13 protein-coding genes and 1 riboswitch are annotated in these 15,144 nt (G+C 70.3%); of the genes, 7 read left to right on the top strand and 6 right to left on the bottom strand.

The features are described 5' to 3' along the window. Positions 1-5 precede the first annotated feature (5 nt). The 3 genes from ACH4K1_RS20570 to ACH4K1_RS20560 all read right to left on the bottom strand — a co-directional run bounded on the left by ACH4K1_RS20570 (position 6) and on the right by ACH4K1_RS20560 (position 3,287). Complete coding sequence (locus tag ACH4K1_RS20570) at positions 6-869, bottom strand: carbohydrate ABC transporter permease (RefSeq protein WP_228990243.1); 864 nt, start codon at positions 867-869, stop codon at positions 6-8. Beyond that, positions 866-1,873, bottom strand: coding sequence for a carbohydrate ABC transporter permease (locus ACH4K1_RS20565; RefSeq protein WP_398090717.1), 1,008 nt, complete (start codon positions 1,871-1,873; stop codon positions 866-868). Before ACH4K1_RS20565 ends, ACH4K1_RS20570 begins: the two co-directional genes overlap by 4 nt. A gap of 115 nt (positions 1,874-1,988) precedes the next feature. Continuing rightward, complete coding sequence (locus ACH4K1_RS20560; RefSeq protein WP_398090716.1) at positions 1,989-3,287, bottom strand: extracellular solute-binding protein; 1,299 nt, start codon at positions 3,285-3,287, stop codon at positions 1,989-1,991. Positions 3,288-3,566: 279 nt separating this feature from the next. On the opposite strand from ACH4K1_RS20560, the gene ACH4K1_RS20555 reads away from it, so the two are divergent. From ACH4K1_RS20555 to ACH4K1_RS20530, 6 genes are all read left to right on the top strand, one after another. Then, the gene (locus ACH4K1_RS20555; protein WP_030113615.1) at positions 3,567-4,331 is read left to right on the top strand and encodes a GntR family transcriptional regulator; all 765 of its coding nucleotides are present in this window, start codon (positions 3,567-3,569) and stop codon (positions 4,329-4,331) included. A gap of 306 nt (positions 4,332-4,637) precedes the next feature. Further along, the gene (locus ACH4K1_RS20550; protein ID WP_398090715.1) at positions 4,638-6,863 is read left to right on the top strand and encodes a carbon starvation CstA family protein; all 2,226 of its coding nucleotides are present in this window, start codon (positions 4,638-4,640) and stop codon (positions 6,861-6,863) included. Then, complete coding sequence (locus tag ACH4K1_RS20545) at positions 6,860-7,063, top strand: YbdD/YjiX family protein (RefSeq protein ID WP_398090714.1); 204 nt, start codon at positions 6,860-6,862, stop codon at positions 7,061-7,063. The genes ACH4K1_RS20550 and ACH4K1_RS20545 overlap by 4 nt, the downstream gene beginning before the upstream one ends. Before the next feature lie 208 nt (positions 7,064-7,271). Continuing rightward, positions 7,272-7,958, top strand: a complete 687-nt coding sequence (locus ACH4K1_RS20540; RefSeq protein ID WP_398090713.1) for a hypothetical protein — start codon at positions 7,272-7,274, stop codon at positions 7,956-7,958. Between the two features lie 56 nt (positions 7,959-8,014). After that, positions 8,015-8,156: riboswitch (cobalamin riboswitch) on the top strand. A gap of 134 nt (positions 8,157-8,290) precedes the next feature. Beyond that, on the top strand, positions 8,291-10,711 hold the full coding sequence (locus ACH4K1_RS20535; RefSeq protein ID WP_398090712.1) for a ribonucleoside-diphosphate reductase subunit alpha: 2,421 nt from the start codon (positions 8,291-8,293) through the stop codon (positions 10,709-10,711). Beyond that, positions 10,711-11,727: a ribonucleotide-diphosphate reductase subunit beta gene (locus tag ACH4K1_RS20530; protein ID WP_398090711.1), complete on the top strand. Its 1,017-nt coding sequence runs from the start codon at positions 10,711-10,713 to the stop codon at positions 11,725-11,727. Before ACH4K1_RS20535 ends, ACH4K1_RS20530 begins: the two co-directional genes overlap by 1 nt. 13 nt (positions 11,728-11,740) lie before the next feature. Here the strand turns inward: ACH4K1_RS20530 and ACH4K1_RS20525 are convergent, their stop codons facing one another. Continuing rightward, positions 11,741-11,956: a hypothetical protein gene (locus ACH4K1_RS20525; RefSeq protein WP_398090710.1), complete on the bottom strand. Its 216-nt coding sequence runs from the start codon at positions 11,954-11,956 to the stop codon at positions 11,741-11,743. Positions 11,957-12,037: 81 nt separating this feature from the next. On the opposite strand from ACH4K1_RS20525, the gene ACH4K1_RS20520 reads away from it, so the two are divergent. After that, positions 12,038-13,018, top strand: a complete 981-nt coding sequence (locus ACH4K1_RS20520; RefSeq protein ID WP_398090709.1) for a GlxA family transcriptional regulator — start codon at positions 12,038-12,040, stop codon at positions 13,016-13,018. Positions 13,019-13,083: 65 nt separating this feature from the next. Here ACH4K1_RS20520 and def read toward each other — a convergent pair whose 3' ends face one another. Both def and ACH4K1_RS20510 read right to left on the bottom strand, forming a co-directional pair. Further along, positions 13,084-13,722: a peptide deformylase gene (gene def, locus ACH4K1_RS20515; protein WP_398090708.1), complete on the bottom strand. Its 639-nt coding sequence runs from the start codon at positions 13,720-13,722 to the stop codon at positions 13,084-13,086. 120 nt (positions 13,723-13,842) lie between these two features. Continuing rightward, positions 13,843-14,838 carry a hypothetical protein gene (locus ACH4K1_RS20510; RefSeq protein WP_145798011.1) on the bottom strand — a complete coding sequence of 332 codons (996 nt, stop codon included), beginning with the start codon at positions 14,836-14,838 and terminating at the stop codon, positions 13,843-13,845. Positions 14,839-15,144 lie beyond the last annotated feature (306 nt).

The following is a 15,144-nucleotide window of genomic DNA, read 5'->3' as shown; positions in this document are numbered from 1 at the left end:
CCGCACTATCCCTTCACGGCGCCGGAAGTGAGGCCAGCGGCCATCTTCTTCTGGATGATCATGAAGAACACGACGACGGGGAGGGCGATCATGGTCGAGGCCGCCATGAGGGCGCCGTAATCCGTTCCGCGCTCGGTCGTGAACGTCATCAGCCAGACGTTCAGCGTGTACTTGGAGTTGTCGTTGATCAGGATGTACGCGAAGAGGTACTCGTTCCACGCGTTGACCAGGGCGAAGATCGACGCGGCGGCGAGCCCGGGGGCCAGCAGCGGGAAGATCACCCGGCGGAACGCCTGGAAGCGGGTGCAGCCGTCCACCATCGCGGACTCCTCCAGCTCCACCGGGATGTTCACGACGAAGCCGCGGATCATGATGGTGGCGAAGGGCAGCGTGGAGACGAGGTAGACGACGATCAGGCCCCAGTACTCGTCGATCCCGCCCATCGCGTTGAGCTGGGCGTAGATCGGGATGAGCATCGCGGTGGGCGGCAGCATCTGGACCAGGATCATGATCAGGACCAGTGCCTTGCGGCCGAAGAACCGGAACCGGCCGATGGCCAGGGCCGCCAGGGTCGCGATGATCATGCCGCCGACCACCGCGGTGACGGCGACGATCAGGCTGGACTGGATGGCGGTGGCGAAGTTCGGCTGCTCGGTGGCCCGGACGAAGTTGTCGAAGGTGATCGACGTGGGCCACAGGGTCTGGTCGTAGCTGCGGATCTCGCGGTTGGGCCGCAGGGCGCTGATGACCAGCCAGTAGACCGGGAAGACCATGACCAGGGCGATGCCGAGGCCGAGGATGTCGAGGTGGAGCCGGCTCTTCTTGCGGTCGGGCCGCAGCGCCTGTGTCGTCTGGGTCGAGCTGCTCATTCGACCTCTCCCGTCTTCATGAGCTGGCGCAGGTAGTACACGGCCACGCCGGACAGCAGCAGCACCGTGATCAGGGCGATCGCGGTGCCCTGGCTGAAGGAGGTGGACTCGAACGCCTTGGAGTAGGAGTAGAGGCCGAGGGTCTCGTACTCCGGCTCGGGCTTGTTGCCGCGCAGCAGCCAGATCTGGCCGAAGACGTTGAAGTCCCAGATCACCGAGAGGGTGGTGACCATGGTGAACACCGGCTTGATGACCGGCCAGGTGACGAACTTGTAGATGCCGTAGGCGCTGGCCCCGTCGAGGGCGGCGGCCTCCTCCAGCTCCTTGGGGACCTGGGTGAGGGCGGCGTACAGGGTGACGACGACGAACGGGACGGCGCCCCAGACGACCAGCAGGGTGATGATGCCGAAGCCCTGGACGGGGTTGAGGTACCAGTTGTGTCCGAGCCAGTCCTCGCCGACGACCTTGGCGATCAGGGTGTTGATCAGGCCGTAGTCGGAGTCGGCCATGAAGCGGAAGATGGAGGCGGCCACCATCAGCGGCATGGACCAGGCGGCGATGAGGCAGGCGGTGAGCACCAGCCGGACCCACGTGGAGAGCCTGCGCATCAGCAGGGCGACCAGCAGCCCGATCCCCATGGTCAGGGTCACGCAGATGGCCATGAAGACGACCGTGCGGAAGGTGACCCACCAGAACTCGGAGTCGCCGAGGATGTTGGTGAACTGCTCCAGGCCGACCCAGGGGGCCGGATCGCCGGTCCACAGCTCGCGGCGGCCCATGTCCTGGAAGGACATGATGACCGTCTTGCCGAGGGGGTAGAGGTAGACGGCGGCGATCGCCACGATCGCCGGGAGGATCAGGAAGTAGGGGAGGAGTTCGCCCTTCTTCCGCTTCCTCTTCTGCACCCGGGGCGCGTCGTCGTCGGGGGACGACTTGCCGATCGCCTGCGGGTCGGGTGGTACGGGGACCGGCGGCCCGGCGGCCTTGGTATCAGCGGCAGACACGTGGCTGACCTTCCATCGCGGGTCCGGGGCGGGCCCCGGAATTCACGGCGTTCACTTGCGGGAAAGGAGCGGGGGCCCGGCGATGCCGCCGGGCCCCCGCCTGGCGATCGGAAGGTCAGGATTCCTTGTTGATCAGCGCGTTGATCTTGTCGTCGGCCTTCTTCGAGGCGTCGGCGACGGAGGCGCCCTTGACGATCTCCAGGAGCATGTTCTGGAGGATCTCCTCCTTCTCCACGGAGGCCCAGCCCGGCGCGATCGGCGTGAACCAGGCGTCCGGCACCGCGTTGGCGATGGCGGCGGTCTCCGGCTTCTGCTTCAGCGGCTCGAGCTGCTTCTCGTTGTTGGGGAGGATGTTCTTCGACGCGAGGACCTCCATGGACTTCGCGTTGGTGAAGAGGGAGATCCACTCCTCGCCGAGGTCCTGGACCTTGGACTTGGAGATCGTCGCGAGGTCCGAACCGCCGATGAAGGACGGGAGGGCCTTGCCCTCGGGGCCGGGCATACCGGCCGTGGCGATCTTGCCGTCGAGCTTCGGGTTGCCGTTCTCGCCCGTCGTGACGCTGCCGGCCTCCCACGCCTGGCCGTAGATGACGGCGGCCTTCTCGTTGGCCATGACGTTGGCGTGGTCCTGCTCGTCCTTCGTCACGTCGGCCTTGTTGTACTTCTTGACCAGGTCGACGAAGTGCTGGATGCCCTTCTGGGCCTCCGGGGTGGAGAGCGCGGCCTTCCACTCCTTGCTGCCCTCGTCGTACGTGGCTATCTGGCCACCGTAGGCGGCGACGTAGGACATCGCGGCGTACCAGTAGCGGCCCGGGAAGTAGAGGGAGGAGGCGCGCTTGTCCTTCTTGCCCAGCTCCGCGGCGACCTTGTCCATCGCGGCGAGGAACTCGTCCTCGGTCTGCGGGAGGGCGTCGCTGCCGGTGCCGGCCTTCAGCATGTCCTTGTTGTAGACCGCCAGGCGGGCACTGGCGTAGTAAGGAACGCAGTAGGTCTTGCCCTCGAAGGAGCACGTGTCCTTCAGACCCTTGATCCAGGTGTCCGAGTTCTCGTACTTCTTGGGGTCGATTTCTCCGAGCGCACCATTGAGGATGTACTGCATGGTCTCGGTGTTGCCGAGTTCCACGACGTCCGGGAATTTGTCGCCGCCGAGGGAGGTGTCCAGCTTCTTGACCTTGTCGGCCCACTGCTGGTACTGAATCTTCACCGTGACGCCGGGGTACTTCTTGTTGAACTCGGCGTTGACGTCCTTGACCAGCTCCGGCCAGGTGGACTGGGCCTCGCCCATGAGCCAGACGGTCAGGGTCTCCTTGCGGTCCTTCGGGTCGGCGGACGAATTCTTGTCGTCGGAACCACACGCCGCGACCGAGACCAACATGCCCGCGACACCGATTGCCGCGATGAGCTTGCGCTTCACGTCAAACCCTCCTCAGGGATGCTGCAACCCCACCCACCGCGAAGACATTCGACGAGTTCTGCTGGGGCTGGACCTGGTCTTTAATGGTTTAGACCAGTACCCGGAGCTTGGCCTAGACCTTTAGGGGTGTCAAGGGTGTATAAGAAGTGCACTCGCGTCCGTTATAGGACCGACACCTAAGGGAGGGCGAAGACCCGTGACCGGACCGTGCCACCATGTGAGCCGCGACAGACGGAGGAGCCGGTGACGGCAGTAACGCAAGTGTCGGGAAGGCGGGCCATGAGTGCCGACGGGGGCAGTACGGGGAGCGAGACCGGAGCCGGTACGCGCACAGCGCGCGTGCCGAAGTACTACCGGCTCAAGCGGCATCTCCTCGACATGACGGACACCATGCCGCCCGGCACCCCGGTGCCGCCCGAACGCACCCTGGCCGCCGAGTTCGACACCTCGCGCACCACCGTGCGCCAGGCCCTCCAGGAGCTGGTCGTCGAGGGCCGCCTCGAACGCATCCAGGGCAAGGGCACCTTCGTCGCCAAGCCGAAGGTCTCCCAGGCCCTCCAGCTCACCTCGTACACCGAGGACATGCGCGCCCAGGGCCTGGAACCGACGTCCCAGCTCCTGGACATCGGCTACGTCACGGCGGACGACACCCTCGCCGGGCTGCTGGACATCTCGACGGGCGGCCGGGTCCTGCGCATCGAGCGGCTGCGGCTCGCCAGCGGCGAGCCGATGGCGATCGAGACCACGCACCTTTCGGCCAAACGCTTCCCGGCGCTGCGCCGTTCGCTGGTGAAGTACACCTCCCTCTACACCGCGCTCGCCGAGGTGTACGACGTCCGGCTGGCCGAGGCGGAGGAGACCATCGAGACCTCGCTCGCCACTCCGCGCGAAGCGGGGCTGCTGGGCACCGACGTGGGGCTGCCGATGCTCATGCTGTCCCGGCATTCGGTGGACGGCCGGGGCGAACCGGTGGAGTGGGTGCGCTCGGTCTACCGGGGCGACCGCTACAAGTTCGTGGCCCGCCTGAAGCGGCCGGCCGACTGAGGACGTCCAGCGCGCGACCAGGCGGCGGCCCGGGGCTTCCCGCCCCGGGCCGCCGCCTTTTTTTCGGTCGCCTCGGCCGGAGCGGGTCCGGGCGGCCCGCTTCCCGGGAGGAGGACCGGGGTGGGCCGGTGGCCGGGAGGGGCCCCGGTGAACCGCTCCCCCCTCCCGTCCGTGTCCTTACCGCGGAACTTCGGTGGAGACATCGGCGATACGCGACCGGTATGCGGACAGGGGTTCCGGAGAGCGGCCGTACCCCTTAGATTTCGCGCACGCTACGACAGTGATCACGCGAGGGGACGGATCGATATGCCGGAATCGCCCACACCAGCACCACCGGTTCCACAGCCGTCGGGACGGCGGTCGCCGACCCCGAAGTCCATCGCCGTCTGGAGCCTGGTCGCCCTGGCCGGCGCCGTCGGCTGGGCCGCCCTCGCGCTCTCGCGGGGCGAGGAGGTCTCCGCCGCCTGGATGCTGGCGGCGGCCCTCGGTTCGTACGCCATCGCGTACCGCTTCTACTCCCGGTTCATCGCCAACCGGGTTCTGAAAGCCGACAAGAACCGCGCGACCCCCGCCGAACTGCTGGACAACGGCGTCGACTTCCATCCCACCGACCGCCGGGTCCTGTTCGGCCACCACTTCGCCGCCATCGCCGGGGCGGGGCCCCTGGTCGGCCCGGTGCTCGCCGCGCAGATGGGCTACCTGCCCGGCACGATCTGGCTCGTCGTCGGCGTCATCTTCGCCGGGGCCGTCCAGGACATGGTGACGCTCTTCTTCTCCACCCGCCGCAACGGCCGCTCGCTCGGCCAGATGGCGCGCGACGAGATAGGGCCCGTCGGCGGGATCGCCGCCCTGGTCGCGGTCTTCATCATCATGATCATCCTGCTCGCGGTCCTCGCGCTGGTCATCGTGAACGCGCTCGCGCACTCGCCGTGGGGCGTGTTCTCCATCGGCATGACGATCCCGATCGCCCTCTTCATGGGGGTCTACCTGCGCATCCTGCGGCCCGGCAAGGTCAGCGAGGTCTCTTTCATCGGCGTCGCGCTGCTGCTCCTCGCCATCGTCTCGGGCGGCTGGGTCGCCGAGTCGTCGTGGGCGGACTTCTTCACGCTGGAGCCGGGCACGCTGGTCATCTGGATGATCGTGTACGGGTTCCTCGCCTCCGTGCTGCCCGTGTGGCTGCTGCTGGCCCCGCGCGACTACCTCTCCACCTTCATGAAGGTCGGCACGATCGGGCTGCTGGCCCTGGGCGTGGTCGTCGCCCTGCCGACCCTGAAGATGCCCGCGGTCACCGAGTTCGCCTCCAGCGGCTCGGGCCCGGTCTTCGCCGGTTCGATGTTCCCGTTCGTCTTCATCACCATCGCCTGCGGCGCGCTCTCCGGCTTCCACTCCCTGGTCTCCTCCGGCACCACGCCGAAGATGGTCCAGAAGGAGACGCAGATCCGGATGATCGGCTACGGCGCCATGCTGGTCGAGTCGTTCGTGGCGATCATGGCGATGATCGCCGCCTGCATCATCGACCCCGGCCTCTACTTCGCCATCAACGCCCCCGCCGGCGTGATCGGGGACAGCGTCCACTCCGCCTCCCAGGCCGTGGCGAACTTCGGGTTCACCATCTCCCCGGACGCCCTGGCCCAGGCCGCCAAGGACGTCGAGGAGGCGAGCCTGCTCTCCCGGACCGGGGGCGCGCCGACGTTCGCGCTCGGCATGTCGGAGATCTTCTCCGCGGTGGTCGGCGGGACCGCGATGAAGGCGTTCTGGTACCACTTCGCCATCATGTTCGAGGCGCTGTTCATCCTCACCACCGTGGACGCCGGCACCCGGGTCGGGCGCTTCATGCTCCAGGACATGCTGGGCAACGCCTACAAGCCGTTCCGCGAGGTCAGCTGGAAGCCGGGCGTCTGGTTCGCCAGCGCCGTCGTGGTCGGCGGCTGGGGCTACTTCCTCTGGGTCGGCGTGCACGACCCGCTGGGCGGCATCAACCAGCTCTTCCCGCTCTTCGGCATCGCCAACCAGCTGCTGGCCGCCGTCGCACTCGCCGTCTGCACCACTCTGCTGGTCAAGTCCGGCCGCCTGAAGTGGGCGTGGGTCACCGCGGTCCCGCTCGCCTGGGACGTGGCGGTCACGCTCACCGCGAGCTGGCAGAAGATCTTCTCCGACGACGTGAAGATCGGCTTCTTCGCCCAGCGCGACAAGTACCAGGCGGGCATCGACGCGGGCGAGGTGCTGGCCCCCGCGAAGAACATGGACGACATGCGGACCGTCGTCACCAACTCCACCGTCGACGGGGTGCTGAGCGCGCTCTTCGCGCTCCTCATCATCGTGGTGCTCGTGGACGCCGGGCGGGTCTGCTACAAGGCCATCCGCGACCCGGAGAGCGTCAAGCTCCACGAGACGCCGTTCGTCGAGTCCAGGCTCGTCGCCCCCGCCTCGCTCTTCGCGACCAAGGAGGAGAAGGCCGAACTGGCCGCCGCCGGCGTCGGCCCCGAGGGCGGGCTGCGCAAGGAGGCCGCGGGGACGGGGAGCCGGACATGACGGTCGCGGACGTACGGCGGGTGGCCGGACGCATCCGCTGGTACGTCCGTGAGCTGACCGGCGAATCGGTCTACGACCGGTACGTGGCGCACGCCCGGGCCCACGATCCGGAGACGCCCGTCCTGTCCCGCCGCGCCTTCGAGCGCGCCCGCATGGACGCCCGCGAGGCGGACCCACGCGAGGGCTTCCGCTGCTGCTGAGCACCGCGGGCCGGTGCTGCCGAGCATCGCGGGCCGGTACTGCTGAGCACCGCGGGCCGGTGCTGCCGAGCGCCGCGGGCCGGTCGAGGGGTCCTGGATTCCGGGCCGTCGCCCCTTCTTCGGTGGAGGGGGCGGCGGCCCGGTCCGCCTGCCCGGACCATGCGTCCTTCCGGGGCGCCGCCCGTTCACCGTACGAAAGGATGCGCCCATGACACCGCATCGCCGGGCGCCCCGGTTCCGACCCGTCCGCACGATCACCACGGCGGCCCTGGCCCTGGCCCTGGCCGCCTCGGCGGGCTGCGGCACCGAGCCGCCGCCCGACGCGCGGGCGGCGGGCCCGAGCGGTTCTGCCGTCCCGGCACCGGACCGGGCGGAGCTGGAGGCGCGGGCGCGGGCCGTGCAGACCGTCCCGGAGCACGTGTGGGTGACCGAGGCCGACGGTTTCGCCCTGGCCCGCCAGTCGGTCGGGGTGGTCGGCGACGACGGGTTCGGCAGCGCCTACACCTCGCCGGACGGCGGCCGCATCCAGCTGTCGGTGGAGCGCCGCCCGCACGCCGTGGCCGACTGCACGGACACCTCCGCGCACCCGGCCGGCCGGAAGCCCCCCGCCACCTGCGAGCGGGACGGCGACCAGTGGTACAGCGCCACGGAAGCGGGCCACGCGTACGCCCGGGAGAAGGGCGGCCTGGTGGTGACGGTGAGCGGAACACGCCAGGAGGTGGACCGGGCGACGCTGCGCGCGGCGGCCCTGGCCGCCCACCGCGCCGACGACCGCGAACTCGACGAGGTCCTGCCGCCCGCCGCCCCGGCTTCGGGGCAGCAGCCGGTCGAGCGCGGCGACCTGCCCCCGGCGGGCGACGGCGCCCCGAACAACGGCGTGGGAGCGAGCGGCTGACGTGACGTACGCCGCGCCGGGTACGCCGTGACACAACATGTGGGGGCCGCATCATCCGGCGGCCCCCACATGTATGCTCGACCTCGCTGTCGCCGCAGGGGAATCCGGTGCGAATCCGGAACTGTCCCGCAACGGTGTGATCAGTGCGCTTCTGCGCACCTGCAAGTCCGAAGACCTGCCGACAGCGCGTCCGGCTCGACCGAACCGGACGCCAGACGTCCGGGCCTCGCGGATGGGCCGGTGGACGCCGTCAGCCGTGCCGCCCTGCCCGGGTTTCGCGCTGCCCGGCTTCTCCGCCTTCCGCCGGCCCCTGCCGAGCGAGGGAAAGCCCTGTGACCATCGCGCCCGCCGATCCGGTTTCAGCCACCGGATCCGCTGCCTCCACCCCGTCCGGAACAGGCACGAACGACGGACCCGGGACCGCCCTGCTGCGGACCCTGACCGGCCTCACCGCCGATCTTCCCGACACCGACCCCGGACGGGTCGCCGCCGCCGCGCTGCGCGGACGCAACGCCCGCTCCGACGAGGCCGAACTGCGCACGCTGGCCACCGAGGCCGCCGCGGGGCTGATCTCCGAGGACCCGGCGTACTCCCGGCTCGCCGCCCGGCTGCTGACCCTCTCGATCGCGGAGGAGGCCGCGGGCCAGGGCGCGACGTCCTTCTCCGCCTCGGTCGCCGTGGGGCACCGCGAGGGCCTGATCGCGGACCGTACCGCCGCCTTCGTCGCGCTGCACGCGGAGGCGCTGGACGAGCTGGTCGAGCGGACGCTGGCCGAGGGCGCGGACGACCGCTTCGGCTACTTCGGCCTCCGTACGCTGCACAGCCGCTACCTGCTGCGCCACCCGCACACCCGCCAGGTCGTCGAGACCCCGCAGCACTTCCTGCTGCGGGTGGCGGCGGGCCTCGCCGAGGACGAGTCGGTGCGGGCGCTGGAGGAGGTCACCGCGCTCTACGGGCTGATGAGCAGGCTGGACTACCTCCCCTCCTCCCCCACGCTCTTCAACTCCGGCACCCGCCACCCGCAGATGTCCTCCTGCTACCTGCTGGACTCCCCCAAGGACGAGCTGGACTCGATCTACGACCGCTACCACCAGGTGGCCCGGCTCTCCAAGCACGCGGGCGGCATCGGCCTGTCGTACTCCCGCATCCGCGCCCGGGGTTCGCTGATCCGGGGCACCAACGGGCACTCCAACGGCATCGTGCCGTTCCTCAAGACGCTGGACGCCTCGGTGGCGGCGGTGAACCAGGGCGGTCGGCGCAAGGGCGCGGCGGCGGTCTACCTGGAGACCTGGCACGCGGACATCGAGGAGTTCCTGGAGCTGCGCGACAACACCGGCGAGGACCAGCGGCGTACGCACAACCTGAACCTGGCGCACTGGATCCCGGACGAGTTCATGCGCCGCGTCGAGGCGGACACCGAGTGGTCGCTGTTCTCCCCGGCGGACGTGCCCGAGCTGGTCGACCTGTGGGGCGACGCGTTCGACGCGGCCTACCGGGCGGCCGAGGCCGGGGGGCTGGCCCGCAAGTCGATGCCGGCGCGTGAGCTGTACGGCCGGATGATGCGGACCCTCGCCCAGACCGGCCAGGGGTGGATGACGTTCAAGGACGCCTCCAACCGGACCGCCAACCAGACCGCCGAACCGGGCCGGGTCGTGCACTCCTCGAACCTGTGCACGGAGATCCTGGAGGTCACGAACGACGGCGAGACGGCCGTCTGCAACCTGGGCTCGGTCAACCTGGGCGCGTTCGTCGCGAACGGCTCGATCGACTGGGAGCGCCTGGACGCCACCGTGCGCACGGCCGTGACCTTCCTGGACCGGGTCGTCGACATCAACTTCTACCCGACCGAGCAGGCCGGGCGCTCCAACTCCCGCTGGCGGCCGGTCGGCCTGGGCGCGATGGGCCTCCAGGACGTCTTCTTCCGGCTGCGCCTGCCCTTCGACTCCCCCGAGGCCCGCGCGCTCTCCACGAAGATCTCCGAGCGGATCATGCTGGCCGCGTACGAGGCGTCCTGCGACCTGGCGGAGCGGTCGGGTCCGCTGCCCGCCTGGTCCGAGACCCGGGCGGCGCGCGGGGTGCTGCACCCCGACCACTACGCCACCGAGCTGAACTGGCCGGAGCGCTGGGAGACCCTGCGCGCCCGGATCGCGAAGACCGGCATGCGCAACTCGCTGCTGCTGGCCATCGCGCCGACCGCCACGATCGCCTCGATCGCGGGCGTGTACGAGTGCATCGAGCCGCAGGTCTCCAACCTGTTCAAGCGCGAGACGCTCAGCGGTGAGTTCCTCCAGGTCAACGCCTACCTGGTGGACGAGTTGAAGCGGCTCGGCGTGTGGGACGCCCGCACCCGTGAGGCGCTGCGCGAGGCGAGCGGCTCGGTGCAGGGCTTCGCCTGGATCCCCGAGGACGTGCGGGCGCTGTACCGCACGGCGTGGGAGATCCCGCAGCGCGGCCTGATCGACATGGCGGCCGCCCGTACGCCGTTCCTCGACCAGAGCCAGTCGCTCAACCTGTTCCTGGAGACGCCGACGATCGGCAAGCTCTCCTCGATGTACGCGTACGCCTGGAAGCAGGGGCTGAAGACGACGTACTACCTGCGTTCGCGTCCGGCGACCCGGATCGCGCGCGCCGCGTCCGGCGGGGCCTCGGCCGCCGCCCCCGTCCCCGTCCCCGTCCAGCAGGCGCCGGCCCCCGAGGCGGACGCCGTCGCCTGCTCCCTGGAAAACCCCGAGTCCTGCGAGGCCTGCCAGTAATGAGCTCCACCGAAGAGAAGAACCTGCTCGACCCGGGCTTCGAGCTGACCCTGCGCCCCATGCGCTACCCGGACTTCTACGAGCGCTACCGGGACGCGATCAAGAACACCTGGACCGTGGAGGAGGTCGACCTCCACTCGGACGTCGCCGACCTCGCCAAGCTGTCCCCGGGCGAGCAGCACATGATCGGCCGGCTGGTGGCGTTCTTCGCGACCGGCGACTCGATCGTCTCGAACAACCTCGTGCTGACGCTGTACAAGCACATCAACTCCCCCGAGGCGCGGCTGTACCTGTCGCGGCAGCTCTTCGAGGAGGCCGTGCACGTCCAGTTCTATCTGACGCTGCTGGACACCTACCTGCCCGATCCGGACGACCGGGCGGCGGCGTTCGACGCGGTCGAGGAGATCCCGTCGATCCGGGAGAAGGCGCAGTTCTGCTTCCGCTGGATGGACTCGGTGGAGAAGATCGAGCGGCTGGAGACGAAGGCGGACCGCCGTCGCTTCCTGCTCAACCTGATCTGCTTCGCGGCCTGCATCGAGGGGCTGTTCTTCTACGGGGCGTTCGCCTACGTGTACTGGTTCCGCTCGCGCGGTCTGCTGCACGGCCTCGCCACAGGCACCAACTGGGTGTTCCGTGACGAGACGATGCACATGAACTTCGCGTTCGAGGTCGTGGACACCGTCCGCAAGGAGGAGCCGGACCTCTTCGACGACGCGCTCCGGCAGCAGGTCACCGACATGCTGAAGGAGGCCGTGGAGGCGGAGCTGCAGTTCGGCCGCGACCTGTGCGGCGAGGGGCTGCCGGGCATGAACACCGAGTCGATGCGCCAGTACCTGGAGTGCGTCGCCGACCAGCGGCTCGCCCGCCTGGGCTTCCCTACGGTGTACGGCTCGGAGAACCCGTTCTCCTTCATGGAGCTGCAGGGCGTCCAGGAGCTGACGAACTTCTTCGAGCGCCGCCCGTCCGCCTACCAGGTGGCCGTCGAGGGCTCGGTCGGGTTCGACGACGACTTCTAGCCCCCGGGGTTCCTCAGACCCCGGCCCAGCTTCCGGGCCGGGAGCGCCGTGCGGCCGTGACGGGCCGCGCGGCGCTCCGCGTTCGCGGGGGCGCGGGCTCCCGCCGGCCCCGTTCCGCCTCCCGCAGTTGGCGGTCGATGCGGCGTTCCCGGGCGACGCCGAACGCCACGGGGGCGAGGACGAGGGCGAAAAGTGCTGCTACGACCAGGTAGTTCAGGAATGTGTTCATGCCTCTACTCTGGCCCGCCGGGACAAGAATCATCAGTGGCAGGACTGCCATGGGACGTCAAATAGCTGCCACACTCACTCCATGCCGAACAATGTCGCCGTCCTGCTGCTGGACGAGGTCCACCCCTTCGAACTCGGCGTGCTGTGCGAGGTGTTCGGCCTCGACCGCAGCGACGACGGTCTGCCGGTGCACGATTTCGCGGTGGTGTCCGCCGAGGGCCCCGAACTGCGCACCCACGCGGGCTTCACCATCAGCACGCCGTACGGCCTGGAGCGGCTGGAGGAGGCCGACCTCATCGCCGTCCCCGCCAGCGGGCACGTCATGGACCGGGAGTACCCCGAGGCGGCCCTGGACGCGCTGCGGCGGGCCGTGGAGCGGGGTGCGCGGGTGCTGAGCGTCTGCTCGGGGGCGTACGTCCTCGGCGCGGCCGGGCTGCTGGACGGCCGCCGCTGCACCACGCACTGGCGGCACGCGGCCGAGCTGGCACGCCGCTACCCGAAGGCGGTCGTGGAGCCGGACGTGCTGTACGTGGACGCGGGCCCGGTGGTCACCTCGGCCGGGACCGCCGCCGGGATCGACGCCTGCCTGCACCTGATCCGGCAGGAGTACGGCCAGGAGACGGCCAACACCCTCGCGCGGCGGATGGTGGTGCCGCCGCACCGGGACGGCGGCCAGGCGCAGTACGTCGACCGCCCGCTGCCCCGGAGCGCCTGCGACACGGTCGGCTCGACCCTGGCCTGGATGGAGCAGCACCTCGACCGGGAGATGACCGTGGAGCAGTTGGCCGCACAGGCGCACATGTCGCCGCGCACCTTCGCGCGGCGGTTCCAGCAGGAGACCGGGACGACGCCCTACCGCTGGCTGCTGCGGCAGCGGGTGCTGCTCGCCCAGCACCTGCTGGAGACCTCCGACCGGACGATCGACACGATCGCGGGTCAGACGGGGTTCGGCACGGCGGCGACGCTGCGGCACCAGTTCGTACGGACGCTGGGCACCACGCCCAACGCCTACCGGCGCACCTTCCGGGGCCCGTCGGCCACGGCCGTGCCCGACGTCGCCTGAGCGGGGCCGCACACGACGGCGGGGCCCGGCGCCGACGACCGGCTCCGGGCCCCGCGAAGTCGTGCTCAGCCGTTCGGGACGACCTCGTAGCGCGGCGTGCCCTCTTCCATCTGGCGCAGCGCGTCCTTGCGCTCCCGCTTGGAGAGCCGGTCGATGTACAGGTAGCCGTACAGGTGGTCCGTCTCGTGCTGGAGGCAGCGCGCGAAGTAACCGGTGCCCTTGACCCGGATCGGGTTGCCCTGCGCGTCCTGTCCGCGCACCACCGCGTAGTCCGGGCGGGCGAGCGAGGCGTACGCGGTCGGGACCGAGAGGCAGCCCTCGTTGGAGTCGTCCAGCACCCGCATCTCGGGGGGCAGCTCCTCCAGGACCGGGTTGCAGACGACGCCGGTGTGGCGCACCCCGTCGTCGTCCGGGCAGTCGTAGACGAAGACCTTCAGGTCCACGCCGATCTGGTTGGCCGCGAGGCCGACGCCCTCGGCCGTCTTCTGGCTGGCGAACATGTCGTCGATGAGCCGCGCCAGCTCGTCGTCGAACGCGGTGACGTCCTTGCACTCCTTGTGCAGGACCGGGTTGCCCACGACCGTGATCGGACGGGAGGTGCCGCGCGCGCGGTGGGCCGCCTCGCGCTCCTCGCACTCCTCGGTGTCGACGACGAACCCCTCGTCGTCCACGTCGATCCGCCCGTCCGTCTCCTGCTGCGACATGTCCGCCGTACGCCTTCCTGCAAACCCTGAACTCGGTGATCCCGCCGCATCCCGTCCGGAACCGGGAAGCGCGGGAGGAGCAGCACCGCGACCGGTGCGCGTACAGCCTACGGGCAGCGGTCAGCAGACTTCTTCGAGATCCCGCCACTCACGGCTGTCCGGGCTGTCGGCGACCCAGCCGTCCAACAGTCCGCGCACCAGCCCGGCGGGGGCCGCGAGGCCGCACTCCCGCTCCGGCACCCACAGGCCCCCCGCCCCGGCCGTGCGGTGGCCCAGCGGCCCGGGGTGGCCCGGCTCACTGTGGTCGTGCGGGTCCAGGTGCTCCCCGTCGCCCTCGTCGCTCTCCATCCGGCTCTCCGAGCAGGCCCGGCACAGCAGCCGCACGGAGGAGGACCAGTCCTCGGCGGCGAACCCCGCGTCCGAGGCCAGCTTCTCCAGCGCGTCCCGGTCCTCCTCGGTGGCCGCCTCCAGCAGCACCACCCAGGTCGGCACCGGGGAGGGGGCCCACAGCTCGATCTCGTCGAACACCGGGTACGCGGGCCCGGCGGCGGTGACCCGCTCGCCGTTGGGCACTCCGTCGTGCAGGACGACCTCGCCCCAGCGCCGCCCGGAGGACGGCAGCGGGATCGAGAGCACTTCGATCCGGGCCGGGTCGAGCCGGCGGCCCCAGACCACCTCGGCCTCGCCCTCGGGCGAGAGCCGCACCGCGGCGCTGCCCAGCTCCATGCCGGACGGCTCGGTGGTGGCCGCGCTGTGCTGGCCGCCGCCGGGGACCTTGAGCCCGTACGCCTGCCAGGCCCGCCGCGCCAGCGGCCAGTCCTGGAGCGCGGTGGCGGCGATGCCCACGTTCCACCAGTCCGGGGCGCCCGACTCGCGGTCGAGGAGCGCGACGGCCCGCAGCCCCGCCGCCCTCGCCTGCTCCCAGTCGTGCCGGAACTTGTGCAGCAGCGCCAGATTGAACCAGGACTCCGAGAGCCACGGCTCCAGATCCGCCGCGCGCGTCAGCAGCGCCCCCGCGTCCTCGTACCGGCCGTCGCCGATCAGCGTGAACGCGCGGTCCGTGGCCTGCCGCCAAGAGGCGGACGGCCGATGCCGTACCTTCCCGAAGATCCTCACGATTCCCGCCTGTCCCGACTGGACACCCTCGACATCCGCTCTGCTTTCGCATCCAACCATGCCCGGCCGGACGCCCGCTCATTACCCATGGGTTACCCAGCTCCGGCCGGGGCCAGACCGCCTCGCGCGAGGACGCGCCCCAGGGCCTCCGCCCCCTGCGGCCGGTGGTCGTACCCGGTGCCGAGCGTGAGCTGCCGGAGCGCGCCGGGCGGCCCGCCCACGCCTGCCCCGCACAGCTCGTCGTACGCGTCGGCCGCCCTGAGGATTCCGGCGGCGGGCAGGTGTTCCCGGACCGGAATCGGCCTG

Source organism: Streptomyces sp. NPDC017448 (assembly GCF_044330565.1).
GTDB lineage: Bacteria > Actinomycetota > Actinomycetes > Streptomycetales > Streptomycetaceae > Streptomyces.
Note: the sequence above shows the minus strand (reverse complement) of the source record. Positions and strands in the feature narration are given on the sequence as shown.